Raw genomic sequence first — 26924 nt, 5'->3', positions numbered from 1 at the left:
TCGTCGAACAAGGACGCGGCTTCAAATCACTCCGCTCTACCGCCCCTCGCGCACCCAGGTCGCGGCGAACGCGCCAAGCAGCAAGAGCAGCCCGATCAGGCCGGCGAAGATCGGCAGCACGCCGACGCCCTTGACGACGCTGGCGTCGCGCATCCGCACGCCCATCCAGCCGTCACCGGCAAACACGCCGGTCGAGCGCACCGGGACGATGCGCGGCAGCTCGACGCTGCCGCCATCGGCGATCCGCACCGAACTGCCGCCGGTCGCCTGCGTCAGCGGCTTCAAGGTCTCGGTGGTGGAGGTAACTTCCGAAAACTCCTTCGGATTGGTCGGGCCGACATTGATCAGCGCCTTCAGCGTGCCGTCGGTCGCCTGCCACAGGCCGAGCTCGTTTGCGGGCAGGCTGGCGCGCCACTCGCCGGGATCGCCGGGAGAAAGCGTCAGGTCATGGGAGATGCCGGAGGGCGAGGTCACGCTCACCGGCTGCACGTTGTCGGCCATGGTCTGGCGCACCACGACGAGGTCCTTGCCCTGCACCTGCAGGCGCAGCGCTTCTTCATCGAGGTCCGGCTGCTTCATCAGCCAGTGCGACATCCGCCTGAGCAGATCGAGATGCGGCCCGCCGCCCTCATAGCCGCGCGCCCACAGCCAGATGTGGTCGGACAGCAAAAGCGCGACGCGACCCTCGCCGAAGCGTGACAGGAACAACAGCGGCTTGCCGTCCGCGCCCGTCATCACGGGCGGGTTGACCGAGTTGCGGGTGTCGACCGTGCGGAAGAAGCGGCTCCAGTGCGGCGGCTCGAACGCGGCGCCCTCCAGCCCGCGCGTCACGGGGTGGCGTTTGCCGATGTCGGAGAGATGCGCATAGAATGGTTTCTCGGTGACGCCGACCGGCTCGGCCGGCAGCACCGTGTCGAGCGGCGTCCGCCAGATGCTGGTGGTCGAGGCATAATCGGGACCGGCCGACACCAGCACCGCGCCGCCCGCGCGCACATAGCGCGCGATGTTGTCGAAATAGGCGATCGGCAGCACGCCCTGGCGGGCGTAGCGATCGAAGATGATCAGCTGGAATTCGTTGATGTGCTGCTGGAACAGCTCGCGGGTCGGAAACGCGATCAGCGACAGTTCGTTGATCGGCGTGCCGTCCTGCTTCTCCGGCGGACGCAGAATGGTGAAATGCACGAGGTCGACGCTGGCGTCGGACTTCAAGAGGTTGCGCCAGGTGCGCTCGCCGGAATGCGGCTCGCCCGAGACCAGCAGCACGCGCAGCTTGTCGCGCACGCCGTCGATGGCGACGACGGCGCGGTTGTTCACCGGCGTCAATTCTCGCTCGAGCGGCGAGGCCTCGATCTCGACGATGTTCGGGCCGGCATGCTTGATCTCGACATCGACGCTCGCGCTCTGGCCGCTCGCGAGCGTGCGCTCGTTGATGACGTCGCCGTCGCGGCGGACCGTGACCTTGGCGCGCTCGCCGGATACGCCCTGGTCGTCGAGCTTGTAAGAGATGGTCTGGTTCTGGCCGACGATGCCGAAGCGTGGCGCCGCCGTGATCGCGATGCGGCGATCGCGCTCGTCCTTCTGGCCGGTGATCAGCGCCTGCACCGGCGCCTGGAAGCCGAGCGCGGCGGCGTTCGCCGGGATGTCGTGAACGCGGCCGTCGGTGATCAGGAACGCGCCGGCGACGCGGTCGACCGGAACGTCTGACAATGCGGAGGCCAGCGCGCCGAACAGCTTGGTGCCGTCGGTCTCGCCGTCGGCCTGTCCGGCATCGACGACGCGCACCTCGAGCCCTTTGATCTTCTTCAGGCTGTCGACCAGCGCCTCCTGCGCCTTCGCGGCCTCCTGGTTGCGCTTGCCGAAATTCTGGCTCGGGCTCTTGTCGACGACGATTGCGGCAACCGAGGTGAGGGGATCGCGGTCCTCGCGCGTGAACGATGGGTTTGAGAGGGCCAGCAGGAACAGCGCCAGCGCCGCCACGCGCACGGCCGCGCCGCGCGCCCGGGCGACGAACAGGACGAGCGCGATGACGACAATCGCCGCCAGCGCGATCCAGAGGACGATCGTTGGGACCAGCGGTGTGAACGCGATGCCGTAGTTCATATCAATCCTATTGGCCGAGACGTTCGATCAGGGCCGGTGCGTGCACCTGGTCGGCCTTGTAGTTGCCGGTCAGCGTATACATCACGATGTTGACGCCGGCGCGGTAGGCGAATTCGCGCTGGCGCGGCTCGCCGGGCGTGAGCGGCAGCATCGGCTGGCCGTCGGGACGAAGCGCCCAGGCGCCGGCGAGGTCGTTGGAGGTGATGATGATCGGCGAGACGCCGTCGCCGCCGCGCGCGGGACGCTGCGCGCTCTCGTCGTCGTCCTCGCGCGGCAGCGCCTCGACCCAGGTCTGGCCCGAATTGAAGCGGCCGGGGAAGTCGCGCAGCAGATAGAATGTCTTGGTCAGCACGTGCTCGCGCGGCACCGGCTCCAGTTCGGGCACATCGAGCGAGGACAGCAGCTCGCGCAGCGACTGCATGCCCGGCGTCTGCGAGGCGCCGTTGTCGCCGGGCGGCGCTTCGACCGCATCGCGCGTGTCGAAGATCACGGTGCCGCCCTGCTTCATATAGGCGTCGATCTTGTTGATGGCGTCCTGCGGCGGTTTTGGCTGGCCCGGCACGATCGGCCAGTAGATCAGCGGGAAGAAGGCGAGCTCGTCATGCGCGGGATCGACGCCGACGGGGTCGCCGGCCTCGAGCGCGGTGCGCTGTGCCAGGAACAGCGTCAGGCCGGACATACCGGCCTTGACGATGGAATCGACGTCGGCATTGCCGGTCACGACATAGGCGAGGCGGGTCTGCGAGGTCGACTTCATCGCGAACTCGTCCGATGCGCTGTCGGCGCGCAAAGGCGTCGGCGCAAGCACGGCAGCGCCCGCAAGTATGAACCCAAGCAGGATCACGGCCGGCGCGGCGCGTCGGCGCAGCAGCGCGGCGATCCCGCCGCCGAGCAGCGCCACGATGATGGCATCGACCAGGAACAGCGCCAGCGCGGTCGACAGCAGCCAGCCGCGCAGGTCGCGCGGTTCGGCATTGGTGTAGGTGGCGTGCCGGGCGCGCAGGCTTGCGGTGTTGAGGGCGGCGATGCGGTCGGCGTTGGCGAGCGTGTTCACGGCGAGCGGTCCTTCTGCCGGACCGTAGAAGCCGGGCGGATGGTCCGGCGTAGCGCGGTCGCGATAATCAGCCGCCAATGGCTTGGCGGTGGCGGGCGGCGGGGCGAAGGCGCCGAAGCCGTCGAGCATGTGCAGCGGCGCCAGCGTCTCGGCACTCGCCTCGGTGGCGACGCCGGGACCAGGCTTGGACGTGTAGCCGGACATGTCGACGACGCGCCTCAGCATTTCGACGAAGGTGCCGGACATGGGCAGGTCAGACCAGCGTATGTCGGCGCTGACATGGAACAGGCTGACGATGCCCTTGCCGCGATGCTCGCCGGTCACGAGCGGCGTGCCGTCTTCGAGCGAGGCCCAGCTCTTGGTGGCGAGCACCGCATCGGGCTCGGCCAGCACCTGTCGGCTCACGGTGACGTCCTTGGGAACGGCGACGCCGGCAAACGGACCGTCGGCGGCAAAGCTGGCGAGATGCTGCGGCTTCTCCCAGGTCAGGCTGCCGCCGAGGGTGCGACCGCCCTTGCGCAGCTTGACCGGCACGAGATCATCTTCGGCTTGAGCGAGACGGGGCCCTGCAAATCGCACCAGCACGCCGCCCTGGTCGATCCAGGCGTTGAGGCGCTCGCGCAATTCGGGCGCGACGGTGCCGACATCGGCGAGGATGATCATCGGCAGCTTCTGGTCCAGGAACTGCGTGATGCCCTGCTGCGGCGAGCCCTTGTCGGCGAGCCGGACGTCGGCGAACGGCGCCAGCGCGCGCGTCAAATAGAAGGTCGGCGCCAGCAACGGCTGCGCGGTCTCGCTGCTCGCGCCCGAGACGATGCCAATGGCACGTCGCCGCCAGCGCTTGTCGAGCAGCTGCACCGCGCCGGCCGACCGCTCGCCCGATATCTCGAGCCTGGAAATGTCGTTGCGCAGCTCGACCGGCAGGTCGAACGCGGCTTCGACCTCCTTGTCCTGCGGTCCGAAGGTGAAGCGCGCCTCGCCGATCGGCGAGGCCTTCTGGTCCAGCGCCCGCACGGTGCCGGCGAGAATGCCGCTGTCGGTGCGCAGCACCTTCACCGTCATCTTCGCCGCCGCATTCTCTGCCGCGACCAGGGCCAGCGGGGAGGAGGTGCCGCCTTCATACAGCGTCAGGCTGCGATCCCCTAGGGTCTTGCCGAGCCCGGCCACGAATTCTTCGCCGCGGCCGGTGTCGACGCCGTCGGACAGCCAGGCGATCTCGCAGTCGCCGGTCGCTTTGAGGAAACGGTCGATCGCGGTGAGGGTTTCGACGCGGTCGATCGAATAGGGCTTTGGCACGATCTGCCGCAGCGCCACGCGCGCGGCGCCGGCCGGCATCAGCGTGATGTCGCGGTTCGGCTCGGACAGCGGCACCAGCGCAATGGCGCGGCGGTCGTTGTCGGCGTTCGCGATCAACTCGTCGGCGGCCCTGATCCTGATGTCCCAGTTCGATGCGGCGCTCCAGCCATCGTCGAGCATGATCATCAGCGGCGCCCTGCTGGCGGCAAGGCCGGTTTGCGGATTCCAGATCGGGCCGGCGGCGGCGAAGATCACCAGGGCTGCGGCGAGCAGACGCAGCGCCGTCAGCCACCACGGCGTCCGCGATGGTGTCTCTTCGCGCGGCGCGATGTCGAACAAGAGGCGCGTCGGCGGAAACTCGATGCGGCGCGGCCGCGGCGGCATCACGCGGAGCAGCCACCACAGCACCGGCAGGCTGATGAGGCCAATCAGAAGCAGCGGTTCGGTGAAGGCGAGCGGCAATCCCATCATGCGGCCGGCCCTGCCTTGATCGCGGTGGTGCGCGCGCCCGACTTGCTCACCTGCATGCCGGCATGCAGGAACAGCAACAGTTCAGCGGCCGAGCGGTCGGTCGCATGGGTCGTGAACAGCCAGTCGAGCTTGTTGGTTTCTGCGCGGATCTGGTCGCGATGCAGCGCAAGGCGTGTGGTGTAGTCCTGCGCCCAGCTTTCGGCGCGGCCGGCGGTGATCACGCCGAAACCTTCCGGCTCGACGAATTCGACGCGGCCGGAATAGGGGAACGATTCCTCGGCAGGATCGACGATCTGCACCAGGGTGCCATGCGCGCCGGAGCCGGACAGGCCGGCGAGCATCGCCTGGATCTCCGCAATCGGCGACCAGAAATCCGACAGCACGATCGTTTCGGCCAGCGCCGCAGGCACGAAGGACGGCGGCAGGCTCAGCCTGATGGCATCGTCGTGCAGCATCGCCTGCGCCATCTTGTCGATGACGTTGCGGCTTGCGGTCGGCGCCATCAGGCCGGGAATGCCGACGCGTTCGCCGCCGGCAACCAGCAGTTCGGCCAGCGCGAAGGCGACGATCAGCGTGCGCTCCAGCTTGGATTCGCGCGCGGTCTTCGAGGCGAACGCCATCGAGGGCGAGCGGTCGGGCCAGATCCAGACCGTGTGCGAGGCTTCCCATTCGAGCTCGCGGACATAGAGATGGTCGTCGCGCGCCGATCTGCGCCAGTCGACATTCTGCGACGGCTCGCCCGACACGAAGCGGCGGTACTGCCAGAAATTCTCGCCGGAACCGGCGCGGCGCCTGCCGTGCAGACCATGGATGACGTTGGCGGCGATGCGGCGGGCCTCGAGCACAAGGCGCGGCAAGGAAGCGGCGAGCGTGCGGCTTTCGCCATCGGCACGTCGGATCGCGATGATCTCCTTCGCCGTGTGCCCGTTCTCTGCTGCCATCAACCGATCCGCGTCTTCAATTGCTTGATCACGTCAGGGATCGTCCGGCCTTCGGCGCGTGCCTGGAACGTCAGGGCCATGCGGTGCTTCAGCACGGGCTCGGCGAGGTCGAGCACGTCGTCGATCGAGGGCGCGAGCCGTCCGTCGATCAGCGCGCGGGCGCGCACGGCGAGCATCAGCGACTGGCTGGCGCGCGGGCCGGGGCCCCAGGCAATGAACTTGCCGGCCTCGCCGCTGTCAGGACCCGGACGGGCCGAACGCACCAGCGAGAGGATCGCCTCGACCACGGAATCGCCGACCGGCAGGCGGCGCACCAACCGCTGCGCCGATATCAGCGCATCCGACGTCATCGATCCCTTCGCCAGCGTCTCCTCGGCGCCGGTGGTCTCAAACAGGATGCGGCGCTCGGCCTCGCGATCGGGATAGTCGACGTCGATCTCCATCAGGAAGCGGTCGAGCTGGGCTTCCGGCAGCGGGTAGGTGCCTTCCTGCTCCAGCGGGTTTTGCGTCGCAAGCACGTGGAACGGCTTCGGCAGATCGTGGCGCGCGCCGGCGACGGTAATGTGCTGCTCCTGCATTGCCTGCAGCAGTGCCGATTGCGTGCGCGGGCTCGCGCGGTTGATTTCGTCGGCCATCAACAGCTGGGCGAACACCGGGCCGGAGATGAAGCGGAACGAGCGCTTGCCCGCGGTGCTCTCGTCCAGCACTTCGGCGCCGAGAATGTCCGAGGGCATCAGATCGGGCGTGAACTGGATGCGCTTGGCATCGAGACCGAGCGTGACGCCGAGCGTCTCGACCAGCTTTGTCTTGGCAAGGCCGGGCACGCCGATCAGAAGCGCGTGGCCGCCGGAGAGGATGGTGACCAGCGTGTTCTCGATCACGCGATCCTGCCCGAAGATCACCGACCCGATCGCATCCTTCGCCGCGCGAATCTGAGCTGATACCTGCTCGGCCGAACGGACGACGCCGTCTTCGAGTTTCTCGACACTTTCCGCCATCCGCTCGCTCCTTAAGCCTGCCACGTCAAGCCTGCCACGCGGCTGTCCTGCGTCGCCAGATTATCGCATCAACCTGCGTCATGGGCCCTATGCTAGACTTGCAGGAAGGCCATGTATTCGTTGAATTAACCTATCCCCACCTTATCGGCTTCGGGTTATGTAGGGCATCACGAAGTGGAGACCTCCACACCGGTCGAATCCGGGGTGGAACCGTAGAGTTACGTACGACGTAGACTTCCAAGTCAGACCTGCACCAATCGTGCCAAAGACAGAGTCAGGGCAAACCATGGCGAACCAAGGGCAGAGCGCCGACCGCGGTCTTGAGGGGCTGACAGCCGCCGCCAAAAGTGCTGCCGGTGCCGAAGGCGCCAAAAAGGGCCTGCCTCCGGTGCATCTGTGGAATCCGCCGTTCTGCGGCGATCTCGATATCCGAATCGCTGCCGATGGTACTTGGTTCTACATGGGCACGCCAATCGGCCGTCACGCGCTGGTGCGCCTGTTCTCGACCATCCTCAAGCGCGAGGGCGACAAGCATTTCCTCGTCACGCCCGTGGAGAAGGTCGGCATCCGCGTCGATGATGCGCCGTTCATGGCGGTTGAGATGCTGACGAGCGGCGAGGACAACCATCGCGTGCTGAGCTTCCGCACCAATGTCGACGACTGGGTCACCTGCGACGCTGCGCACCGGCTCCGCTTCGCGCAGGCGGCGGATGGCGGGCTGACGCCCTACCTGCACGTTCGCGCCGACCTCTGGGCCAAGGTCACCCGCGCGCTCTATTACGATCTGGTTGACATGGGCGAGGAGCGGATGGTCGATGGCCAGCCGATGTTCGGCGTCGAATCATCAGGCGAGTTCTTCGCCATGGCCGACGCGGAGCAGGTGAGGGCCGCGCTTTGAACAAGCCTATTGCGAAGACCGAGCAAGTCGCGTTCCGCGCCGCGGATTTCTACGCTCGCTCGAAGGCGCGGCTCAGCTTCGACGTGCCGCCCGGACTTTTTGATCCCAATATCATCCCCGCCTCCGGCGATCCCGGCACCGACAAGATGCTGGAGATCGTCGCGCGCGAGCAGCCGGTACGGCCCGCGGCGGTCCTGATCGCGGTGGTCGACCATCCCGAGCCGACCATCCTGCTGACGCAGCGCTCGGCGCATCTGAGCGACCATGCCGGTCAGATCGCCTTTCCCGGCGGCAAGATCGACGCGACCGATTCCTCACCGCTCGACGCCGCGCTGCGCGAGGCCGAGGAGGAGGTCGGGCTCAGCAGGGATTTCGTCGAGCCGATCGGCTATCTCGACCTCTATGGCACCGCGTTCGGCTTCCGCATCCTGCCGACGGTTGCTCGTGTCAGGCCGGGCTTTCAGCTCAGCATCAATCATTCCGAGGTTGATGACGCATTCGAAGTGCCGCTATCCTTCCTGATGAATCCGCTGAACCACCAGGTCCACAGCAAGGAATTCCGCGGCATGGAGCGGTTTTACTATGCGATGCCGTTTGCGGAGCGCTACATCTGGGGCGCCACGGCCGGAATGCTGCGTGTGCTGTATGAGCGGATCTATTCGTCATGATCCGGCCGGTTCTGACCGAGATCGGAATCTTTCTCATCCCCTTTGCCGTCTATGCGTTGTTCCTGGCCGCCACGCGGTCCGGCCTGTTCGTGCAATCGTCCTGGCCGGTGACCATCGTCGCGCGCCTGGCGTTGGTGGCGCTGGTGCTGGTGATCGCAGGCCTGATCGGCCTTGCGCATTTCTCCGGCGCCGCGCCGAACTCGACCTACATTCCCGCCCATATCGAGAACGGCAAGCTCGTGCCGGGCAGGGAAAGCTGAATGGAAAGATAAGGGCCGGACGATGAGCGCGGAGCCGATACTCGCGGATGCGCCCTGGCTGACGGCAGGCGGCACGGCGCGCGTTCTGCGCCTGCTCAACGCGGATGGCGAGGAGGCGCGCGTGGTTGGCGGCACTGTCCGCAACGCGCTGCTCGGCCTGCCGCCGGGCGACATGGATATCGCGACCACGGCGCTGCCGGAAGAAGTGGTCCGGCGGGCGAAAGGCGCCGGCATCAAGAGCGTGCCGACCGGCATCGAGCACGGCACCATCACGCTGGTCATCGACGGCGCACCTTACGAGGTCACGACGCTGCGCGAGGACACCGAGACCTTCGGCCGCAAGGCCAAGGTTGCGTTCGGCCGCGACTGGGTCAAGGACGCCGAGCGGCGCGACTTCACCATGAACGGCCTGTCGGTCGATGCCAGCGGTGTCGTCTACGATTACGTCGGCGGCATCGCCGACGCCAAAGCGCGGCGCGTGCGCTTCATCGGCGCGCCCGACCAGCGCATCGCCGAGGATTACTTGCGCATCCTGCGCTTCTTCCGCATCCATGCCGCCTTCGGCGTCGGCGAGCCCGACCGCGACGGCGCGCTCGCCTGCATCCGCGGGCGCGCCGGCCTTGCCACGCTCTCGGCCGAGCGCGTGCGCATCGAGATGCTGAAATTGCTGGTCGCGCCAAGCGCTTCCAGCGCCGCGCTGGCCATGGTCGATGCCGGCCTGCTGCAGGCGATGATCGGCGGCGTCGCCTATGCCGGCCCGTTGACGGCGATGATTGCGATCGAGCGCGCGCTCGGCCTGCCCGCAAGCGCGACGCGACGCCTCGCCGCGCTGGCGGTGGCCGTGACCGAGGACGCCAGGCGTGTCGCGACGCGCCTGCGGCTCTCCAATGCGGAGGCCAAGGCGCTGGATTCGATGGGCCATCGCTGGTGGCGCTTCGCCGCCATGGACGAGGCGCGTGCACGGCGGCTGCTCTACCGGCTGGGCCCCGGGCGCTATCACGATCGCGTGTTGCTGGCCTGGGCGCGCAGCGGCGTCGATGCGAATTCGTCGCGCTGGCGCGAGCTCGCCGAATTGCCGCAGCGCTGGACCGCGCCGAAATTCCCGCTGAAGGCCGCCGACTTCATCGCACGCGGCATGACTGAGGGACCTGCGCTCGGACATGTGTTGACGCTCGCCGAGGACGCTTGGCTTGCGGCGGATTTTCCACTAGATGAAGCCGCACTCGCCACCATCGCCGATCAAGCCACAGCACGCGCCACTCGCGAGAAGAATTGACCATCGTCTCAGGCTTCGCCGACATCTCGCTTCTCCAGCTCCTGCTGGTCGCAATGATGGCGTTGTTTGCTTCGATCATCGGTGGTCTCGCCGGCTACGGCACCGGCGCCCTGATGCCGCTGGTGCTGGTGCCCCTGGTCGGCGCCGAGCCTGTGGTGCCGATCATCGCGATCTCGGCGCTCTTCACCAATTCCAGCCGGGCAATGGCCTATCTCCGCTACGCCGACCGCCGCCGCGCGTTGATCGTGCTGGCCTGCGCGGCGCTGACCACCGCGCTCGGCGCCTACGGCTACACCCGCCTCACCAATGCCGGCGCCGCGATCGTGATCGGCGCCATGCTGATGCTGAGCGTGCCGCTGCGCCGCGTGCTGCGGAGGCGCCAGGTCAAGATCGGCGACACGGGATTAGCGGCGGGCTCGGTCGGTTACGGCGTGCTGGTCGGCGGCACCTCGGGCTCGGGCGTCATCCTGCTCTCGCTCTTGATGGCCGCGGGCCTCGAAGGCGCCGCGGTGATCGCGACCGACGCGATGATCTCGCTCGGAACTGGATTGATCAAGATCTCGGTGTTCGGCCTTGCCGGCGCCGTGACCGCCCAGGTGCTCGCCTTCGCGCTCCTGATCGGCGGCATCGCCATTCCCGGCGCGTTCCTCGCAAAGGCCTTCGTCGAGCGGATGCCGGTGCACATCCACACCGCGATCCTCGACCTCGCGGTGATCACCGGCGGGCTGGTGATGATCTCGGCCGCGGTGAGGCAGTTGATCGCTTAGGCGGGCCGTCTCAGCGCGCAGGCGTATCGGGCCTGGCGTTCAGCGGCGCCCCACCGACCGAGATCGGACCCGACGGGGTCGCGACGCGCGGCGGCTTCTTTGGCTTGGGGACGACGCGTGCAGCTGGAGCTGGCGCGACAGAGGGCACCGAAGCTGGCGGCGCCGAGGCAGTCGGCCCGGGCGACGGAGACGCTGCGAGCGGTGGCTGCGGGACCGGGCTCTTCAGCGCGTCGATTTTCGAACTGAGGCTGGCGAGCTGATTCACCACCGCCTTCATCTGCTCCTGCTGATCGGCGACGGCCTTTTCGACCGCGGCGAGGTCGTCAGCCGTCTTTTGCTGGGTGGCAAGCAGGTCCGTCATGACCGCTTTGTCATTGCCGGTGGTCTCGGCGTCCCCGGCCTCGCGGCTCGCGGACTGAATCAACAATCCCGGATTCAGCCAGACATAACAGGCGCCTGCGCCTGCGAGCGCAAAGACGACGGCCACGACGAGCGCAAGCGGCCACCGGCGACGCGGCGCGGGAAGGTAAGGCGGTGGCTCCACGACGGGCCAGGTGGGGGGCGATTCGGAATTCATCCGAATTTCCTAGTCAGCCTTTTCGCTCAACGCAATTGCTGCATCGGCAATCGGCATCCATCCCCGTCGCGGCGCTGCAGAGAGGCCGGTCGCGGCAGTCCCCGCGGCTCAGCCTCTCACGCGCAGCAGTGCAGCCCTGGCACTTCGGGTCGCTCGTATTTGGCGACCCGAAGCATGTTGCCGGCGGATACCGGTCATGCCTTAAGCGGCGGTCGCCAGCACGCGCAGGCGATGTCCGTCAGGATCGAGCGCAACGAAGGTGTGTCCGAACGGCATGGCGGTCGGAGGCTGCGCAATCTGCGCCCCGCGCGTCATCCACGTTTCGTAGGTCGCGCGCACCGCTTCCGCGTTTGCGACCGCCCATGAGATCTCGCTGCTGCCCGCTTGCGACGTGGAAGGAGGCAGCACGGCATCCCGCTGCCACAGGCCCAGCATGACGCCGTTCCCGAGCGGAAGAACCACGAATTTGGGCGATGATTGCGCCACGGGGCACCCCAGCAGGGTCTGATAGAAAGCGGAGCTCGCTTGTGCATCCTCGACATAGAGCACCACGAGATTGAAATCGGCCATTTGCATCTCCTGTTCGGCTTGGCGATATCAGGCCTACAGGACGGTGCTGCCAGTTTCTGTCAGCATGGTCAGGGTCGGGTGATGCATTCCCGCTGCTGCCACGCTGTCGGGTGTGCAGCCTCGCGCCAAGCTCTCGAGCCTGGGTCCTGTTCGCTACGTCGCTCGAAGATGTTGTCGCGCTAGCGCCGCGAGCGCTTGAGCTCGGCGACTTTGAACTGGTTGCCGGCGGACAGGCTGCTGCAAAGCCAGTAGGCCCTGTTTCGGTACTCGCCCAGGAACACCTTGGTCTCGACGCAATCGACGTAGCTTTTGTGGGTGATGGTATCTCGGCAGGTTGGCGAAAACGGCGCATTGGTTTGTCCGCCGCCCGATTCGCTACATCCAATCCAGGGATCCTTGCCGCTGGGGAAGCTGGATGCACAGCCGCCGTTGCAACTGCTGGCGACTTTCTCCAGCCGCGCAATCCGCCCCAGGGGTGAATCCGGCGACGGCGTTGGCGTTCGAGCGGTTGCCGGACGAGCGTTTGCCGATCGTGTGCGACCGGTCGATGACGTCCTGTGAGATGTCTCGGTGCTGACCACCGGCTTCGGCCGTGTCGCCTGCTTCGGCGCTTCGACCGTGATGGAGGGAAGCGGGGCGGCAGCGCCTGTTGCGGTCTGCGACGCCGCCGGGCTGCACAGCAGGATGGTTGACAGCAAAGCAAAGGCTGAAGGCACGACAGACTTTGACGACTGTCTCATGACATGTCCTTTCAAGGACGGGGCGTTCCGTCCCAATGCTCACCGGCGATCAATCATTAACCGAACGTTTTGGGTCCGGCTACTGAGGGTTGAGGATATTTTCCCCGATGGCCGGTCCGGATTTTTGCCGCAACGGACGTCCGAGCTGAGACTAAACTTGAATCCGGGAGACCAGGGCGGCCAACTCGCTTTGTCGATGGGCGCCGGTCTTGGCGAAGATCGCCTTGATCTGATTGCGGACCGTCTCCCGCGAGACTTGCAGTTCGCCGGCGACTTCCTCGGGGGAGAGGCCGGTTGCGATCATCGAGGCCACTCGGGCCTCCGCGGCAGTCAACGCGAACGCTTCGGCTAACATCTCCAGGGACGGGCGCGGTTCCGTCTCGAGGTCCCGGAATGTCAGGACGGCATGCGCGCCGAGAAACGGCGTAGTTGCCGCGCCGTGAACGGGCAGCACTTTTATCAGGATCGGCTTCTTGCTCTCTCGCCTCGCCACGATGATGTTTCCCACCCGTCCTCTCGAACGCGCTTTGATTTCGCCATCCGCAGGGCGTTGCCCCAGCATGAGTTCGAGCGCCTGGCTTGCTTTCCCGTCCCGCATGTAAAGTCGGTTGTGACGGACCCGGAAATCGGCGTCGAACATGTCCGTTGCCGCCCGATTCATCTCGATGACGAGCCCGGCGCGGGACATCGACAGGGCCGGCCGATTGATCAGCTCGAACGCGTTGAGAGATCCCAGCAGGACCTGCCTTCCCACGGCCTGCGACAGCGTTGCGACGTCGGTCAGACATTCCGACAGCGAGGCGACGATACGCATCTCGTCATCCTCGAACATTCCCTCCCGGATGCTGCGCTGGAGCGCAAGGGCCCAGAGCGCCGATCCGGATCGAAACGAGATGGCGGACCACCACCTCATGCCAAAACTCGCGGCATGCGCGTAGAGGGGATCGCTCAGCATGCTCCTTTCGGATGAGAAAAGATCCTGATCGCGGATGGCCTGTCGGCCGGCAAGCAGCAAAGGCACGCCTTTGGCGGCTCGAATGTCTCCGACGTGCAGATTGTTCTTGAAGTAGGCTTTAAAAAACGCCTGAACGGATGGAGTCACGGGCACGTCTGGCGTGCGAATATCACTCTGCAGGAGCGCGGCCCCCGTCGTTGCCGCTGCAGCGCAGATTGCCTCCATGAGGGAAGGCCACTGACCGGGATCCAGAACTGCCTCGCCAAGCCGGGATTTCGCCCTTTCCAGCCGCTCGATGTCCAGCCGCATTCCAATCGTCCAACCACCAATTCCAGATAGCCGGCTTATCTCATGGATTTTGACTGGACTCGTCAATGCCCGCTGCTGGCGTCGGAGGCGTCAATCTCCGACAGATGGCGGTCGGACCCAGCTCCGACCCTGCCAGGCAAGCGGCCGTCCAACGCGCCGGAGTCCAGCACCGCGAGTTGGCGCGGATGCGACTTAAGTCACCTATTCGTCGTCCTCGTCGTCTTCCTCCTCGTCTTCCTCTTCATCTTCCTCGTCCTCTTCCACCTGAATGAGGGTGGCGAGCGGCAGCGTCTCGCGGAAGAGATCGCCTTCCATGCCCATCCAGATGCAGAGCACGTCTTCGCCCTTGACCTCCGCGACGGTCAGCGGCTGGCCGCCCGATTTGAGCATGACGATGTCGCCGGGTTTCAAATCCATGGATTGTCCTTTCGGGTTGATTGGTCCGCAGCCGAGGCTAGCGACTTGTCATGACACGCCGAACACGGAGCCCAGGCGAGGCGAGGGGCACTTGCGCCGGCTCATCCGTTACAAGCTACACGCCGGCGGCCATTCCGAAGCGTCCGAGTCCGGGCAGCTTGAGCGCTGGACGTCGAAAATCGACCCCGAGGACGGCGCCGAAGAAGTTGACCTCCAGTCCCTCGATCCAGCCGACCTTGAGGCCGACAAATCCGGCAAGGGACGCGTAGACGCCCGTGCCTGACGGCGACACGCCGAACCATTTGCCCGTGTAGGGGAAGTCCTTGCCGATCGCCGTCGGGGGAAGGACGGCGCGCAGCTCGGGGACGGAATCGAGTGCGGCCTGCACGAAGGTGTTCGAGTTGGGGCCCGGCCAGGCGCTGTAATCTCCATAGGCGCGGAACTTGTAGGTTTCGATCACGTGCCGGATCTTGGGGATGAGCGCCTCGGCTCGCTCGCCCTCGAGCGCCACGATCGTTTCGGGCCCCGCGCCAAACCACCGCCCGTCCGGAGCGAAGCCGTTGGTGCGGATCGGGTCGCCCCACGCCGTGTAGTCGTATCGCGTGTAGGCCGACGCATTCTTCTCTTTGACGACGATCCAGCTGTGAACGGCGAAGATGCCGCGCCATCTGACCGTGCGTGCCGCAAACACCCGGATCATGGCGTCCGGATGCGCCGCCGCGGGCTGCAGCAGGCCGGCGCTGGAGCGGTCGGCCGTCTGCCAATTGCCGCGATCATCGGCCAGCCACCAATATCTCGCGGCTGATGCGGCGAGCGGTGCGAAGACGAGGAACAGAAAGACGAGCAAGGGCTTCTTCAAGGGAGCGGTACGGCGGGATGTTCGACGAACATATAGGTGGCGTGAATGCCGCCGCCATAGCCGCCTCGAAGGCCGTTGGTTCCGTACGAGATCGTCGCCCACGCGAGCCGGTTGTTCCGTTGGCCGCACCAGGATTGGAGGACGCATGGACATGAAAGAGGCCTCGGCGATGACGGAAGCCTCCGGGCTGACGAATGATGACGGCAAGGTGGAGCAGGCTCCCGCTCGCAAGCCGGTCTCCGGCGATACCGCGCTGCGCTTGGCGGACCAGTTGCGCGAGCTGACGGTCAAGGCGCCCTTGAGGTCGCTCCTTGTCGCGTTTCTCCTCGGACGTTGGATCGCGCGTCGCCGCTAGTCCCAAAACGTCCGTGCAGCTGTTTCAGAGGTGGTGTTCGGCAATGATCTGGCCGCTGCCTGACGATGGGAAGTAGGGGCACAGCAGCTCGGTTTCCCCCTTGTAGCCGTCCCATCCCAGCAGCCCGAACATCATGTGCGTGTCCGCCATCAAGGCTTCGCCGTTGCACTTGGTCGAATACTCCGGAAGCATGCGGACGAATTCGGCATAGCGCCGCTCCTTCCAGAGGTCGAGAACGCGCAGGTCCATCTGCCGGTTGAATTCGCTGCCGACCTGCTCCCATTGGCCGTCGCCGACCTGCTCGTTGGATACGAGCTTGTGCGACATCGAGCCGGACGCGAGCACGGCGACCTTGCGCTTCGACGCCGCGATCGCCCTGGCACAGGCGGCCCCGAATTTGCGGTTCTCCTCGACGGTGGCGAAGATCGGCGCGGCGACGGAGAGGACGCGGGCCCAGCCGCGTTCGTTCATGTAGTGCATTGGGACGATGGTGCCGTATTCGAGCGGCAAGGTCTCGACCTTGTGGGCCAGCACCTGAAGGCCGTCCTTGGCGGCCTCTGCCGCGATGGCATCGCCAAGCTCGGGATCGCCCGGATAGTCGTACGCCATGTTCTGGATCATGTGCGGAGCTTCGTGGCTGGTGTAGACCCCGCGATGACGCGCATTGGCGTTCATGTGACAGCCGAAGTTCGAGATCCAGTGCGTGTCGAACACCAGGAATGTGTCGGCGCCTCGCTCGCGTGCCCGCCTGCCAATCTCGCGCAGGGCCGCAATCGCGGCGGCGCGCTTGCCCTTCAGGGGACCTTCCCGTTCGGAAATCATGATCGATGGGACGTGCGCGATCTTGGCGGCCAGCACGATCTCTCCCACGGGGGTCTCCTTGTCCCTGATTTATCTTTGTTGCGATCGTAGTGATCGCGATCCCGGCGATAATTGATTCAGGTCAAACCGGCGCGCCGGCTACGGCATCGCTCGCTGGGACGTGTACTCGTAAATGCGCCAATGTCAGCTTTCGGTGTCGGGCAGAAATCCCATGCTTGACCGGAGCATGACTGCTTGCGGCCGATCGCTTCCGTTGGCACGTCGCGCCGAGATGTCGGCAGTTCGGGGGTAAACCCGGAAGTGCCCGACTGCCGGTCAAATCGGCGCTTTTGACCCTGAGCGGACAGGACACATGTGAAAGACCGTTGTGGCGGTTAGAGAACTCGGCACTTGTGCAAGAAAAGCCCAGCGTCGGCTTTGGCCTTCTTCAAGGCCTTGCCCAAGGCGTCACTCAAAAAGAATGCATGGCCAACTTGTGGGTCGATCCAGACGTCGGGCCCTGAGCAGGCACTTTTCAGGACGGCGATGTCGCCATCCTTCGTTGCCGCCTTCGGAACCCACCCCTTTTCGCCGGGCCTGATGTAACGCTCGCGCAATGACGTCGACTCCGAAACAGCGAGTGACGATTTTCTATTGCCGAAATTGATACAAAACCATTCGCCCCCCACTGGCGTTTGCCGGTCATTCCTGAGCACTTTGACCGGATAAAGGGCTCCATATCCAAGGTTGAATTGGCGCAAAACATCCGCTGTTGCCTTGGACACTGCCCAGAACGATCCGGCGAAGAAGATGTCGGGAAGCTTATAATCTGACTCTCTGGCGTCCGGAGCACCGTATATTTCAGCAGGGAAGCATTCAGCGTTCAAAGCTTCTCCAGCGACATTCCGATCGCCCCATGCAATAGCGTCCTGCCTGTGACTCGACTGGCTGAGCGCATGTCTAAGTCGACGCAGATGGGTCCCGCTTCCGAGAGCTAAGCTGATCCAGACCGTTTCACTCGTCATGCTCTTTCCTGTTTTGCAATCCGCTCGGAAGGTCAACTCCCGGTAGAGTAGCGAAAGATCAGCCGGACCGCTATTGGCCCGTGGCTGACCTGAGCCCTGAGCGCGGCGATGTCGGCTCCCGGAAGATGACCCGACCAAGCGCATGCTGGCTTCCGAGGGCAGCCTTTGACCCAAACCGGAAGTTTGTCAGTTCGGTCACATCCATGTGCTATGGACGTCCATTGCGCACCGATAACCCTGCTATGTCGTGGTGTGAGATGAAAAAGGCCTTAGCCGCTGTTGTTGCCCTGGTTGCGTTGCTTATGGCAGCGATGCCAATCATGCGAGACCGAGGCCTTCGCGCTTATCACGAGGAAAACTATGAAGTCGCGCTAGGTTATTGGCGAGCTTTGGCGATCATTGGGGATGCTAAATCACAACGGCTGCTGGGCCTTCTGTATGAGCGGGGCCAAGGCGTGCCGAGGGACATCAATCGAGCAACGGAATGGTACCGCGCAGCTGCTCAAAAAGGCGATGCTGAAGGCCAAGCATTTCTTGGCATCATGTATGCGAGGGGGCAAGGCATAGCCCAATCTGACGAAGAGGCCGTGATTTGGTTTCAAAAGGCTGCATCTCAAGACTTGGCTAGGGCATACGGGCTCCTCGGAGATATGTATTCCAAAGGGCGTGGTGTCCAAAAGGATGATAAAAAAGCAAGAGACTTGTTTATCAGAGCTGCGGAGCTGGATGGTAAAGCTGCCGAACAGGGTGATATCGATGCAGAAACGTCGCTTGCATTCGCATACTCGGCAGGGCTGGGTGTCCCAAGAGACGAACAGCGTGCTTTCGAACTATTCAGCGATGCCGCAGAGAAGGGAAATCGGATCGCGCAACGCAACGTCAGTTACATGTTGGCTAAGGGAATTGGCGTGACGCAGGACACCAAGCTTGCGATCGAGTGGTACCGAAAAGCATGCCAATCGGGCTGTGACCGCATCACGAACGAAGACATCCAACTCGGGTACGCGACCCGAAATTAGAGCGATGGGATGTCAGCTATTGGCCCGTGGCTGACCTCAGCCCAGAGCGCGGCGATGTCCGCTTTCGAGAGATGACCCGACCAAGGGCGTGCTGGCTGCCGAGGGCAGCCTTTGGACCCAATTCGGACATTCGATACCTTGGACCTCCGGATGATTACGGTGACAGTGCATTCAATTCACGACCAAGGTGAGAATTACGGTGACAGTGCACTCAATCACGGTGGCGCCACGTGATAATGCGTCGAGTTTAGTGCACTGTCACCGTAACACCGTAACACAAGTTGCGGCCGTCTCGGAGCCCTCAACTTGGGTCATGCTGCTTTTCGGCTTCGGAGGGCTTGGCTTCATTGTCTATCGGCGTAAACCGAAGCTGGCGGCAATGGCCCGACTGAGAGCCGCCCCCGGAAATTACGGTCACAGTGCATTCAACTCACGGACAGAGGCCGGCGCGATAATGCTTCGAGTTTAGTGCACTGTCACCATAACTAAGGCTGAAGATAGCGCGCGACGGTTAGCCGCCTCCCGCAACAAGCTTCCAACCATCCGATGTTTGGCTAATCGTCGCCGTCGACTTCTGATCAGCGGACCGCAGTTCGATCTTGTTGTTTCCGCGCCATGCCACAAACTCGAACCCGTCCATGAAGGATTTAGGCACGTAAGTCCATTCCGGAACCGGAGGAAAGACATTGGTGCCATATACCGCAACCTGATTTATGCCGTCCTGCTCGTTGAACGCGGCTACTACGAAGCGCTTACGGTCGGGGGAAAAGTTGGGTACCCCGTCTGCAATGCGGAAAACTTCGCCTGTAAGGCCGTTAACAATAATGCTGTTGAACGATTCATAACGGTGCTCTTTGAGCACGAATAGATGCCGCATAGGTAGGTGGCCGACGAGGGACGTATGAACGCAACTCTCTCCCACGGTTTCGCAGTCATCTGTATCCGTGAAGAGCTTTGTCGATCCGTCGCCCAGTTTCAGGAGCAAGCTCTTGCCATCGCGGTGGGCGATTCCATGAAGCTTTGCTAAGCACTTTGCCTCAATATCGCAAATTGCATCCGACCTGACAGGTTGATGTTGTGCCGCTTGACTTAGTTGTGTTTTGCCAGGGAGCTGCACCGCATGAGCCGACGTTTCATTCGCTTGAGCGATAGGCACGAGCGTCGGCGCTGCTTAGCTCTGCACGTGACGTAACATAACAGTGCTTCGCTGCGCTATATGCCTCAGCCGGGCGAAGTCAGGCAATCTCTGTTCTTGCGCCGCTATCGGGGAGAACCGGACATCGTTCGGCAGCCGCTATTGAGTCCATGCCCTAGGTCAAAGCCGCCGACATCTTGCGCATCACGCGGTCGAGCACTTCGGCCTCCTCTTCGGTGAGCACCGCCAGCAGCGCCGCCTCCCGCTCCAGCGCGTAGGGGACGATCTTGCGATAGAGCGTGCGGCCGGCGGAGGTCAGCGAGACGATCAACTCCCGCCGATCGTCGGGATGCGGTTTGCGGCTCGCGATGCCGCGCGTCTCCAGGCCCTGCACCGCGCGGCTCACCTGCATCTTGTCGAGCGTCGTGAGCGGACCGATCTCCTTGGTCGCGATCTCCTGACGCGCGCCGAGAATCGCGAGCACGCGCCATTCCTGCCGCGTCAGGGAAAAACGCTCTGAATAGACCTCGGCGACCGCGAGCGACACCTGCTCGGCGAGGCGCGCCAGCCGATACGGAAAATATTGCTGCAGGACGAGCTCGGCGGCCGCCTGCGCTGCGGGCCGGCCCGCCGTTTCGCCGCGCCGCGCCGCGTCCGAACGTCCCATCACCATGTCCACCCGCCTGTCGAAGGCTGCAAAATTTCCCGCCCGATTGATCCATATCAAATCCAGCAGATAGTAACATCTGTTACGAACTTGGCAACATATCCAGGGAGCGACCGCCATGAAAATCGAGAAGATCCATCACGTCGCCTATCGCTGCGTCGATGCCAAGGCGACGGTCGAGTTCTACAAGAAGGTCATGAACATGGATCTGCTCGGCGCCATCGCCGAGGACAGGGTGCCTTCGACCAAGGCGCCGGATCCCTACATGCACATCTTCCTCGATGCCGGAAACGGCAACATCCTCGCCTTCTTCGAACTGCCGAACTCGCCGCCGATGGGCCGCGATCCCAACACGCCGGACTGGACCCAGCACATCGCCTTCCAGGTCAAGGACCTCGCCGAGCTCGAGGAAGCCAAGGCGCGGGCCGAGGCAGCCGGCCTCGACGTCGTCGGCGTCACGGACCACACCATCTTCAAGTCGATCTATTTCCGCGATCCCAGCGGCCATCGCCTGGAGATCGCTGCCTGGACTGCCACGCCGGAGCAGATCGACCGCATGAAATCGGTGGCGCATGACATGGTCGAGGAATGGTCGCAGACCAAGCGCCCGCCGCGCCACACCGCCTGGATGCACGAGAAGGAGTTCGCGGACGTCCATTAAAGCGCGATGTGATCAGATGAATCGCCATCGCACTTTAGGTTGTTGTTGAGCATGATCTTTTCGGAGAACCGCTTCGCACTTTTCCGGATCATGCTTTCGTTTCGGTTCAGCAGGACAGCGAACATGACGAACCATATCTATCCGAAGTTCGGTTATCTGCGCTCGAAGGAGCAGGCCGACGGCGTCGTGAAACGGCATCCGATCGTGGTGATCGGCGCGGGTCCCATCGGCCTCACCGCGGCGCTCGACTTCGCGGCGCGCGGCCAGCCGGTCGTCGTGCTTGATGACAACGACACCGTCTCGATCGGCTCGCGCGCGGTCTGCTACGCCAAGCGACCGCTCGAGATCTGGGACCGGCTCGACTGCGCCTCGCCGATGGTTGACCGCGGCGTGAGCTGGAAAGTCGGCAAGGTCTTCTTCCACGACCAGCTGTCCTACCAGTTCGATCTGTTGCCCGAATCCGATCACCAATGGCCGGCCATGATCAATTTGCAGCAATATCATCTGGAGGAGATCCTGGTCGCCAAATGCAGGGCCAATCCGCTGATCGACCTGCGCTGGAAGCACCGCCTGATCAGCCTGAAGCAGCCCGCCGACCATGCGACCCTCGCGGTGGAGACGCCCGACGGCATTTTCACCATGGAGGCGGAGTGGGTGATCGCCTGCGACGGCGCCAACTCCGATACGCGCAAGATGGTCGGCGCCGAGTTCACGGGACAGTTCTTCCAGGACCGCTTCCTGATCGCCGACGTCGCCATGAAAGCGGATTTTCCGACTGAACGCTGGTTCTGGTTCGATCCGCCGTTCCATCCCGGCCAATCCGTGCTGCTGCATCGGCAGGCGGACAACATTTGGCGTATCGACTTCCAGCTCGGCTGGGAGGCCGATCCCGATGCGGAAAGACAGCCGGAGCGGGTGATCCCGCGCATTCGGGCGATGCTCGGCGAGGACGCGCAATTTTCGCTCGAATGGGTCTCGATCTATCAGTTCGCCTGCCGGCGCATCGACAATTTCCGCCAGGGACGCGTGCTGTTTGCCGGCGATGCCGCCCATCAGGTCTCGCCGTTCGGCGCGCGCGGGGCCAATACCGGCGTCCAGGACATCGACAATCTCGCCTGGAAGCTCGCGATGGTGCTGCGTGGCGAGGCGCCGGAAGCCTTGCTCGACAGCTATCACGAAGAGCGCGCCTATGCGGCCGACGACAACATCCTGAACTCGACCCGCGCCACCGACTTCATCACGCCGAAGACCAAGGTGAGCCGCTATTTCCGGGACGCCGTGCTGGAGCTGGCCCAGCATCACGGCTTCGCCCGTCCTCTTGTCAACAGCGGTCGCCTGTCGGTGCCGACGCCTTATGCGACCTCGGCGCTCAATACGCCCGACGAGGACTTCGCCATCGGCGAGATGCGGCCCGGCACCAATGCGGCCGATGCGCCGATTTCCGTTGCCGGCAAGCCGTCCTGGTTCCTCCATTGCCTCGGCGACGGGTTCACGGTGGTGACCTTCGGCAAGGCCACCGACAAGACAGGGATCGCGATCGGTCCGCTCGCGGCCAAGATCATTCGTGTCGGGCGCGACATCGAGGATCCCTCGGGTTTGCTCGCCGCGCGCTACGGCGCATCCCCCGGCACCACCTATCTGTTCCGGCCCGACCAATATGTCGCCGCCCGCTGGAGCGGATTCGACGAGACCAAGATCATCGAGGCAATGTTGCGCGCCACCGGCCAGGACAGCGCCCGACATCCCGCCGGCCAGAAGGAGCTTGCGGCATGATGCTCAATCTCGCACCGAACATCGCTGATCCCGACGACTTCTACGCCGAGCTGGTCAACAGCCAGCGCAACCTCGATGAGGAGCAGGCGCTGCGCATGAACGCTCGGCTGATCCTGCTGCTCGCCAATCACATCGGTGACCGGACGGTGCTCACCGAGGCCATCGCCCGCGCTCGCGCCGCCGGCTAAACATTCAGGGGCCTCGCCTGAAGCTCCGGCCGAGCTGCGCATCCCGACGATGGCATCATGCACCTGTTTTGCCCGACGGGTCAACGGATTTTCGTAAAATCCGCAGTCGCGCCCGCGTTTTGCGGCAAGCCGTTGATTCTGCAACGGCCGCCTACTGTGCATGGGGTTGTTTTCGAATCTAGCCCGGCACGAGCTCGGTCAGCGAGCGGATGATGCGGTCGGGCTTGACGGTCGAGCCCTCGGGCAGGCCCTCGCCATGGGCGTCGAGCCAGATCGCGTAGATGCCGAGGCGCTGCGGGGTGACGACTTCCCATTCCAGATTGTCGCCGATCATCCAGGTCTCCGCAGCGGTGACGCCGAGCGCCTCCATCGCGTGCAGATAGGCGCGCTCCTCCGGCTTGCCGAAACCGTGCTCGCCCTCGATCTGGATATGGTCGAAGCGATGCGTCAGCTCGAAACGCTCGACCTTGGCGCGCTGCATGTCGGCGGCGCCGTTGGTGACCAGCGCGAGCTTGACGCCGTGCGCCTTGAACGCGTCGATCGCATCATGGGCGCCGGGGAAGACGAAGATCGCTTCCTCGCGATATCTGGTGAAGCGGTCGGCGAGGCGATCGGCGAGATCGTCGGGGAGGGCGCGATGGCCTTGGGCCGCGAGCGCGGCAAAGCCGCCGCGCACCGTCAGCCGCCGCGCCTCGCCGAGCTTCATTCGCCATGCGGCTTCCGCGTTGGCCCAGAAGTTTCGCGCGTAAGCCAGCACGGCGGTGGCGACCTGCGCCGGCGGCAGCGGCGCGAGCTCCTCGGCAAATTCCTCTGCGATCGTGTTCCAGGCGATCTCGGGCCGGCCATAGGCCGACAGGATGGTGTCGTCCATGTCGATCAGCATGGCGCGGGGGAGAGGTTTCACGATGGGCCTGACGATGCTGTTTGTCGTTGTCATGGCCATTTCACCTCCGGCGGCAGCGACGACAGGATCGAATCCACATTGCCGCCGGTCTTGAGTCCGAAGATGGTGCCGCGGTCGTAGAGCAGGTTGAACTCGACATAGCGGCCCCGGCGGATCAACTGCTCCTCGCGGTCTTCACCGGTCCAGCTCGTCGCGTAATTGCGCCTGACAAGTTCGGGGTAGATCTTGAGGAAGGCGCGGCCGACGTCCTGGGTGAAGGCGAGGTCGGCCTCCCAATCGCCGCTGTCGTGCCAGTCGTAGAAGATGCCGCCGACACCGCGCGCCTCCTTGCGGTGCGGGAGGTAAAAATACTCGTCGCACCACTTCTTGTACTTGTCGTAATCGGCAACGCCGTTCGGTCCGCTGCAGGCTTCCTTCATCGCGGCGTGGAAGGCGAGCGTGTCCGCATCCTCCTGCGTGCGCCGGCGGTCGAGCACCGGCGTCAGATCAGCGCCGCCGCCGAACCAGGCCTTGGTGGTGACGACGAAGCGCGTGTTCATGTGCACGGCCGGCACGTGCGGATTGCGCAGATGCGCGATCAGCGAAATGCCCGAGGCCCAGAAGCGCGGGTCCTCGGCGGCACCGGGAATTTGCGCGCGAAACTCGGGTGCGAATTCGCCATGCACCGTCGAACAATGCACGCCGACCTTCTCGAACAGACGGCCGTGCATCATCGACATCACGCCGCCGCCGCCGGCCGCGCCGCTGTGATCGGTGCGCTGCCAGGGCGTGCGTTTGAAGCGGCCGGCCTCGCCGGGATAGAGGCCTTGCGGTGCGTCGTCCTCGAGCCGCTCGAAGCTAGCGCAGATGTCGTCGCGCAAGCTCTCGAACCAGGCGCGGGCGCGGGCCTTGCGGTCTTCGATCAGTGTCGGGTCCAGCATGGATGTCATGTCGTCACCCCTGGGGACCGTAATAGGTGCAGCTCTCGTTGCAACTGTCACGGTGAACGCTGACGCGGGTCAGCTTGCCGATATGCGCCAGCCGCTCCCAGACGAAGCGCGACAGGTTCTCCAGCGTCGGCGTGCCCAGCGCCTCGATCCTGTTGAGGAACTTGTGGTCGAGCGCGAGCCGCACCTCCTCGATGGCGCGCTGGAGGAGGCCGAGATCGACCACCATGCCGGTCGTGGGGTCGGGCGTGCCACGCAGCGTGACTTCGGCGCGGAAGGAGTGGCCGTGGATCTCTTCGCTTGCCGCACCGAAGGTCGTGCCCTTCAGCGTATGCGCCGCCTCGAAGCGGAACGATTTCGTCAATTCCCACATCTGTCCGTTCAGTCCTATCTGATGCCGAGCGATTTATGCGTCTGCACGCTCAGCCGCCATTGCGGATGGCGCAGGCAATAGTCGATCGCGCGTGCGGTGTTCTCGATGACCTCGGGCCCGTCCATCGGCTGCAGCGAGAAGCGCTCGAAGGCGAGGCCCTCGAAAGCCTCCGGCGCGGCGAGGGCCTGCGGATAGACCAGCTTCAATTCGTGGCCTCGCTTGAGCACGAGCTCGCTGCCGCCCTTGGGGCTGACGCAGATCCAGTCGAGCCCTTCGGGCGCTGCAACCGTGCCGTTGGTCTCGACGCCGATCTCGAAGCCTCTCGCATGGAGCGCATCGACCAGGGCGGCATCGACCTGGAGCAGCGGCTCGCCGCCGGTCATCACCACATAGCGGTTGGAGGCCGGTCCGGTCCATTGCGCGGCGATGGTGTCGGCGAGTTCCACTGATGTTGCGTAGCGGCCGCCGAGCGTGCCGTCGGTGCCGACGAAATCCGTGTCGCAGAACTGGCAAGTCGCGGAAGCGCGGTCCGCCTCGCGGCCGCTCCAGAGGTTGCAGCCGGCAAAACGGCAGAACACCGACGCGCGCCCGGCATGGGCGCCTTCGCCTTGCAGGGTCAGGAAGATTTCCTTGACCGCGTAGCTCAACTGACTCTCCTCAAGCTTTCTTCGGGTTCCGGACCTGCCGGAGCGCTTCGCCCGCGGCCATGGCCGCGCTCATGGCGACATTGAGCGACCGCAACCCTTCGGCGATCGGAATCACCAGCCGTGCATCGGCGGCCTCGACCACCGCGTCGGTGACGCCGGCGCTCTCGCGCCCGAATAGCAGGATGTCCGACGTCTGGTAATTGAAATCGCGGTAGTCGGTGGCGCCTTTGGTGGTGAACAGCAGCAGGCGATAGCCCTGGCCTCTGCGCCATTCCTCGAATTTCGACCAGGAATCGTGCCTGACGATGCTGACATGGTCGAGGTAATCCATTCCCGCCCGGCGGAAATGCCGGTCGGAGACCGGGAAGCCGGCCGGTTCGATGATATGGGCAGCGATCCCGAAACAGGCACACAGGCGCAGAATCGTGCCGGTGTTCTGGGGGATGTCGGGTTGGAAAAGAGCGATCTGCATGGCCGTGACGGGGTCGGGTGAGGGCCGGAAATGTCTCAATAAAACATCGCTGGCCGCGGAATTCGTGCATTGCACGCTCCCGCGCCGTTAGCGGGCTTGCGCTCGCCCTGCAAGGGTGCCAATAGAACGATTCTGGACTGCTGTTTTCGCCTTGTTTTGGCGCCGACAAGCCAAGTTCTGCCGCCGCGGGGGGCCGCGGGCGCCGGCAGCGCTGTTCCGGGGACCTTGGGGGCTCCCGGAGCGGTTCCACCGGCAGCATAAGAAGAAAGGGTTGGAATCGTGACGACAGCGTCTTCGGCGGACCATCCGACACGCCGTGATTTCTTATTCGTTGCAACGGGGGCGGCTGCAGCAGTAGGGGGCGCGGCTGCGCTCTGGCCCTTCGTTTCCCAGATGAATCCGGACGCCTCGACCATCGCCGCCGGTGCGCCGATCGAGGTCGATCTGAGCCCGGTTGCCGAGGGGCAGGACATCAAGGTGTTCTGGCGCGGCAAGCCGATCTATATCAGCCACCGCACCAAGAAGCAGATCGACGAGGCGCGCGCCGTCAACGTGGCGAGCCTGCCTGATCCGCAGACCGACGAGGCCCGGGTCAAGTCCGGTCACGAGCAGTGGCTGGTCGTGATCGGCATCTGCACCCATCTCGGCTGCATCCCGATCGCCCATGAGGGCAATTACGACGGGTTCTTCTGCCCCTGCCATGGTTCGCAATACGATTCGTCCGGCCGCATCCGCCAGGGGCCCGCGCCCGCGAACCTGCCGGTGCCGCCGTACCAGTTCGTTTCCGACACCAAAATCCAGATCGGCTGAGCTTCGGACCCG

31 protein-coding genes are annotated in these 26924 nt (G+C 64.5%); 12 read left to right on the top strand and 19 right to left on the bottom strand.

Features of this window, described 5'->3' with window-relative positions:
- Positions 1 to 36 precede the first annotated feature (36 nt).
- Genes G8O24_RS28075 through G8O24_RS28060 form a run of 4 tightly spaced genes read right to left on the bottom strand, consistent with a single transcriptional unit; the run spans position 37 to position 6860 of the window.
- Positions 37 to 2100 carry a hypothetical protein gene (locus tag G8O24_RS28075; protein WP_188105014.1) on the bottom strand — a complete coding sequence of 688 codons (2064 nt, stop codon included), beginning with the start codon at positions 2098 to 2100 and terminating at the stop codon, positions 37 to 39.
- Positions 2101 to 2107: 7 nt separating this feature from the next.
- Positions 2108 to 4921: a DUF4159 domain-containing protein gene (locus tag G8O24_RS28070; RefSeq protein ID WP_188105013.1), complete on the bottom strand. Its 2814-nt coding sequence runs from the start codon at positions 4919 to 4921 to the stop codon at positions 2108 to 2110.
- Entirely contained in the window at positions 4918 to 5862 is a 945-nt protein-coding gene (locus tag G8O24_RS28065; RefSeq protein WP_188105011.1) for a DUF58 domain-containing protein, read from the bottom strand. Before G8O24_RS28065 ends, G8O24_RS28070 begins: the two co-directional genes overlap by 4 nt.
- The gene (locus G8O24_RS28060) at positions 5862 to 6860 is read right to left on the bottom strand and encodes an AAA family ATPase (protein ID WP_188105009.1); all 999 of its coding nucleotides are present in this window, start codon (positions 6858 to 6860) and stop codon (positions 5862 to 5864) included. Before G8O24_RS28060 ends, G8O24_RS28065 begins: the two co-directional genes overlap by 1 nt.
- Before the next feature lie 286 nt (positions 6861 to 7146).
- Here G8O24_RS28060 and G8O24_RS28055 point away from each other — a divergent pair, with 286 nt between their 5' ends.
- Genes G8O24_RS28055 through G8O24_RS28035 form a run of 5 tightly spaced genes read left to right on the top strand, consistent with a single transcriptional unit; the run spans position 7147 to position 10729 of the window.
- Positions 7147 to 7758: a DUF1285 domain-containing protein gene (locus tag G8O24_RS28055; protein WP_188105008.1), complete on the top strand. Its 612-nt coding sequence runs from the start codon at positions 7147 to 7149 to the stop codon at positions 7756 to 7758.
- Positions 7755 to 8426 carry a CoA pyrophosphatase gene (locus G8O24_RS28050; RefSeq protein ID WP_188105006.1) on the top strand — a complete coding sequence of 224 codons (672 nt, stop codon included), beginning with the start codon at positions 7755 to 7757 and terminating at the stop codon, positions 8424 to 8426. The genes G8O24_RS28055 and G8O24_RS28050 overlap by 4 nt, the downstream gene beginning before the upstream one ends.
- Complete coding sequence (locus tag G8O24_RS28045; protein WP_188105005.1) at positions 8423 to 8686, top strand: DUF6111 family protein; 264 nt, start codon at positions 8423 to 8425, stop codon at positions 8684 to 8686. The genes G8O24_RS28050 and G8O24_RS28045 overlap by 4 nt, the downstream gene beginning before the upstream one ends.
- 22 nt (positions 8687 to 8708) lie before the next feature.
- Positions 8709 to 9962: a CCA tRNA nucleotidyltransferase gene (locus G8O24_RS28040; RefSeq protein ID WP_188105003.1), complete on the top strand. Its 1254-nt coding sequence runs from the start codon at positions 8709 to 8711 to the stop codon at positions 9960 to 9962.
- A complete protein-coding gene (locus tag G8O24_RS28035) occupies positions 9959 to 10729 on the top strand; it encodes a sulfite exporter TauE/SafE family protein (protein ID WP_188105001.1) in 771 nt (256 codons plus the stop codon). Before G8O24_RS28040 ends, G8O24_RS28035 begins: the two co-directional genes overlap by 4 nt.
- A 10-nt stretch (positions 10730 to 10739) precedes the next feature.
- Here G8O24_RS28035 and G8O24_RS28030 read toward each other — a convergent pair whose 3' ends face one another.
- From G8O24_RS28030 to G8O24_RS28005, 6 genes are all read right to left on the bottom strand, one after another.
- Entirely contained in the window at positions 10740 to 11306 is a 567-nt protein-coding gene (locus G8O24_RS28030) for a hypothetical protein (RefSeq protein ID WP_188105000.1), read from the bottom strand.
- A gap of 201 nt (positions 11307 to 11507) precedes the next feature.
- Positions 11508 to 11876 (bottom strand): VOC family protein, encoded by a 369-nt coding sequence (locus G8O24_RS28025; RefSeq protein ID WP_188104999.1) that lies wholly within the window; start codon positions 11874 to 11876, stop codon positions 11508 to 11510.
- A 179-nt stretch (positions 11877 to 12055) separates the two neighbouring features.
- Positions 12056 to 12592 carry a hypothetical protein gene (locus tag G8O24_RS28020; RefSeq protein WP_311972326.1) on the bottom strand — a complete coding sequence of 179 codons (537 nt, stop codon included), beginning with the start codon at positions 12590 to 12592 and terminating at the stop codon, positions 12056 to 12058.
- Between the two features lie 175 nt (positions 12593 to 12767).
- Positions 12768 to 13880 carry a helix-turn-helix transcriptional regulator gene (locus tag G8O24_RS28015; RefSeq protein WP_188104997.1) on the bottom strand — a complete coding sequence of 371 codons (1113 nt, stop codon included), beginning with the start codon at positions 13878 to 13880 and terminating at the stop codon, positions 12768 to 12770.
- Positions 13881 to 14081: 201 nt separating this feature from the next.
- A complete protein-coding gene (locus G8O24_RS28010) occupies positions 14082 to 14297 on the bottom strand; it encodes a YodC family protein (protein ID WP_188104995.1) in 216 nt (71 codons plus the stop codon).
- 115 nt (positions 14298 to 14412) lie between these two features.
- Positions 14413 to 15144 carry a DUF3750 domain-containing protein gene (locus tag G8O24_RS28005; protein WP_188104993.1) on the bottom strand — a complete coding sequence of 244 codons (732 nt, stop codon included), beginning with the start codon at positions 15142 to 15144 and terminating at the stop codon, positions 14413 to 14415.
- A 157-nt stretch (positions 15145 to 15301) separates the two neighbouring features.
- Between G8O24_RS28005 and G8O24_RS28000 the strand changes: the two genes are divergently transcribed.
- Positions 15302 to 15511, top strand: a complete 210-nt coding sequence (locus G8O24_RS28000; RefSeq protein ID WP_188104991.1) for a hypothetical protein — start codon at positions 15302 to 15304, stop codon at positions 15509 to 15511.
- A gap of 24 nt (positions 15512 to 15535) precedes the next feature.
- Here G8O24_RS28000 and hpaD read toward each other — a convergent pair whose 3' ends face one another.
- Positions 15536 to 16381 (bottom strand): 3,4-dihydroxyphenylacetate 2,3-dioxygenase, encoded by an 846-nt coding sequence (gene hpaD / locus G8O24_RS27995; protein ID WP_188104989.1) that lies wholly within the window; start codon positions 16379 to 16381, stop codon positions 15536 to 15538.
- Positions 16382 to 16707: 326 nt separating this feature from the next.
- A complete protein-coding gene (locus tag G8O24_RS27990; protein WP_188104987.1) occupies positions 16708 to 17337 on the bottom strand; it encodes a hypothetical protein in 630 nt (209 codons plus the stop codon).
- 257 nt (positions 17338 to 17594) lie between these two features.
- Here G8O24_RS27990 and G8O24_RS27985 point away from each other — a divergent pair, with 257 nt between their 5' ends.
- Both G8O24_RS27985 and G8O24_RS45680 read left to right on the top strand, forming a co-directional pair.
- The gene (locus tag G8O24_RS27985) at positions 17595 to 18356 is read left to right on the top strand and encodes a tetratricopeptide repeat protein (protein ID WP_188104985.1); all 762 of its coding nucleotides are present in this window, start codon (positions 17595 to 17597) and stop codon (positions 18354 to 18356) included.
- A gap of 187 nt (positions 18357 to 18543) precedes the next feature.
- Positions 18544 to 18825 carry a PEP-CTERM sorting domain-containing protein gene (locus tag G8O24_RS45680; RefSeq protein WP_368736618.1) on the top strand — a complete coding sequence of 94 codons (282 nt, stop codon included), beginning with the start codon at positions 18544 to 18546 and terminating at the stop codon, positions 18823 to 18825.
- 42 nt (positions 18826 to 18867) lie between these two features.
- Here G8O24_RS45680 and G8O24_RS27975 read toward each other — a convergent pair whose 3' ends face one another.
- Both G8O24_RS27975 and G8O24_RS27970 read right to left on the bottom strand, forming a co-directional pair.
- Positions 18868 to 19512, bottom strand: coding sequence for a hypothetical protein (locus G8O24_RS27975; RefSeq protein WP_188104981.1), 645 nt, complete (start codon positions 19510 to 19512; stop codon positions 18868 to 18870).
- 154 nt (positions 19513 to 19666) lie between these two features.
- Entirely contained in the window at positions 19667 to 20158 is a 492-nt protein-coding gene (locus G8O24_RS27970) for a MarR family winged helix-turn-helix transcriptional regulator (protein ID WP_188104980.1), read from the bottom strand.
- Between the two features lie 118 nt (positions 20159 to 20276).
- Between G8O24_RS27970 and G8O24_RS27965 the strand changes: the two genes are divergently transcribed.
- The 3 genes from G8O24_RS27965 (at position 20277) to G8O24_RS27955 (ending at position 22780) form a co-directional block, all read left to right on the top strand.
- Complete coding sequence (locus G8O24_RS27965) at positions 20277 to 20819, top strand: VOC family protein (protein WP_188104978.1); 543 nt, start codon at positions 20277 to 20279, stop codon at positions 20817 to 20819.
- A gap of 123 nt (positions 20820 to 20942) precedes the next feature.
- Entirely contained in the window at positions 20943 to 22592 is a 1650-nt protein-coding gene (locus G8O24_RS27960) for an FAD-dependent oxidoreductase (RefSeq protein ID WP_188104976.1), read from the top strand.
- A complete protein-coding gene (locus G8O24_RS27955; protein ID WP_188104974.1) occupies positions 22589 to 22780 on the top strand; it encodes a DUF2783 domain-containing protein in 192 nt (63 codons plus the stop codon). Before G8O24_RS27960 ends, G8O24_RS27955 begins: the two co-directional genes overlap by 4 nt.
- Positions 22781 to 22958: 178 nt before the next feature.
- Here the strand turns inward: G8O24_RS27955 and G8O24_RS27950 are convergent, their stop codons facing one another.
- From G8O24_RS27950 to G8O24_RS27930, 5 genes are read right to left on the bottom strand one after another with little or no spacing between them, the layout of a single operon-like run.
- On the bottom strand, positions 22959 to 23723 hold the full coding sequence (locus G8O24_RS27950) for an HAD family hydrolase (RefSeq protein WP_376708107.1): 765 nt from the start codon (positions 23721 to 23723) through the stop codon (positions 22959 to 22961).
- The gene (gene hemF / locus G8O24_RS27945) at positions 23714 to 24613 is read right to left on the bottom strand and encodes an oxygen-dependent coproporphyrinogen oxidase (protein ID WP_376708108.1); all 900 of its coding nucleotides are present in this window, start codon (positions 24611 to 24613) and stop codon (positions 23714 to 23716) included. The genes G8O24_RS27950 and hemF overlap by 10 nt, the downstream gene beginning before the upstream one ends.
- Positions 24614 to 24617: 4 nt before the next feature.
- A complete protein-coding gene (locus G8O24_RS27940; RefSeq protein WP_188104971.1) occupies positions 24618 to 24983 on the bottom strand; it encodes a 6-pyruvoyl trahydropterin synthase family protein in 366 nt (121 codons plus the stop codon).
- A gap of 14 nt (positions 24984 to 24997) precedes the next feature.
- A complete protein-coding gene (gene queE / locus G8O24_RS27935; protein ID WP_188104969.1) occupies positions 24998 to 25630 on the bottom strand; it encodes a 7-carboxy-7-deazaguanine synthase in 633 nt (210 codons plus the stop codon).
- Positions 25631 to 25640: 10 nt separating this feature from the next.
- Complete coding sequence (locus tag G8O24_RS27930) at positions 25641 to 26102, bottom strand: tRNA (cytidine(34)-2'-O)-methyltransferase (RefSeq protein WP_188104967.1); 462 nt, start codon at positions 26100 to 26102, stop codon at positions 25641 to 25643.
- A 279-nt stretch (positions 26103 to 26381) separates the two neighbouring features.
- Between G8O24_RS27930 and petA the strand changes: the two genes are divergently transcribed.
- Positions 26382 to 26912 (top strand): ubiquinol-cytochrome c reductase iron-sulfur subunit, encoded by a 531-nt coding sequence (gene petA / locus G8O24_RS27925; protein WP_035965371.1) that lies wholly within the window; start codon positions 26382 to 26384, stop codon positions 26910 to 26912.
- The last annotated feature ends 12 nt before the right edge of the window (positions 26913 to 26924 follow it).

This window comes from Bradyrhizobium campsiandrae (assembly GCF_014529705.1).
GTDB classification, from domain to species: Bacteria; Pseudomonadota; Alphaproteobacteria; order Rhizobiales; family Xanthobacteraceae; genus Bradyrhizobium; species Bradyrhizobium campsiandrae.
This window is presented reverse-complemented; position numbering and strand designations above follow the sequence as displayed.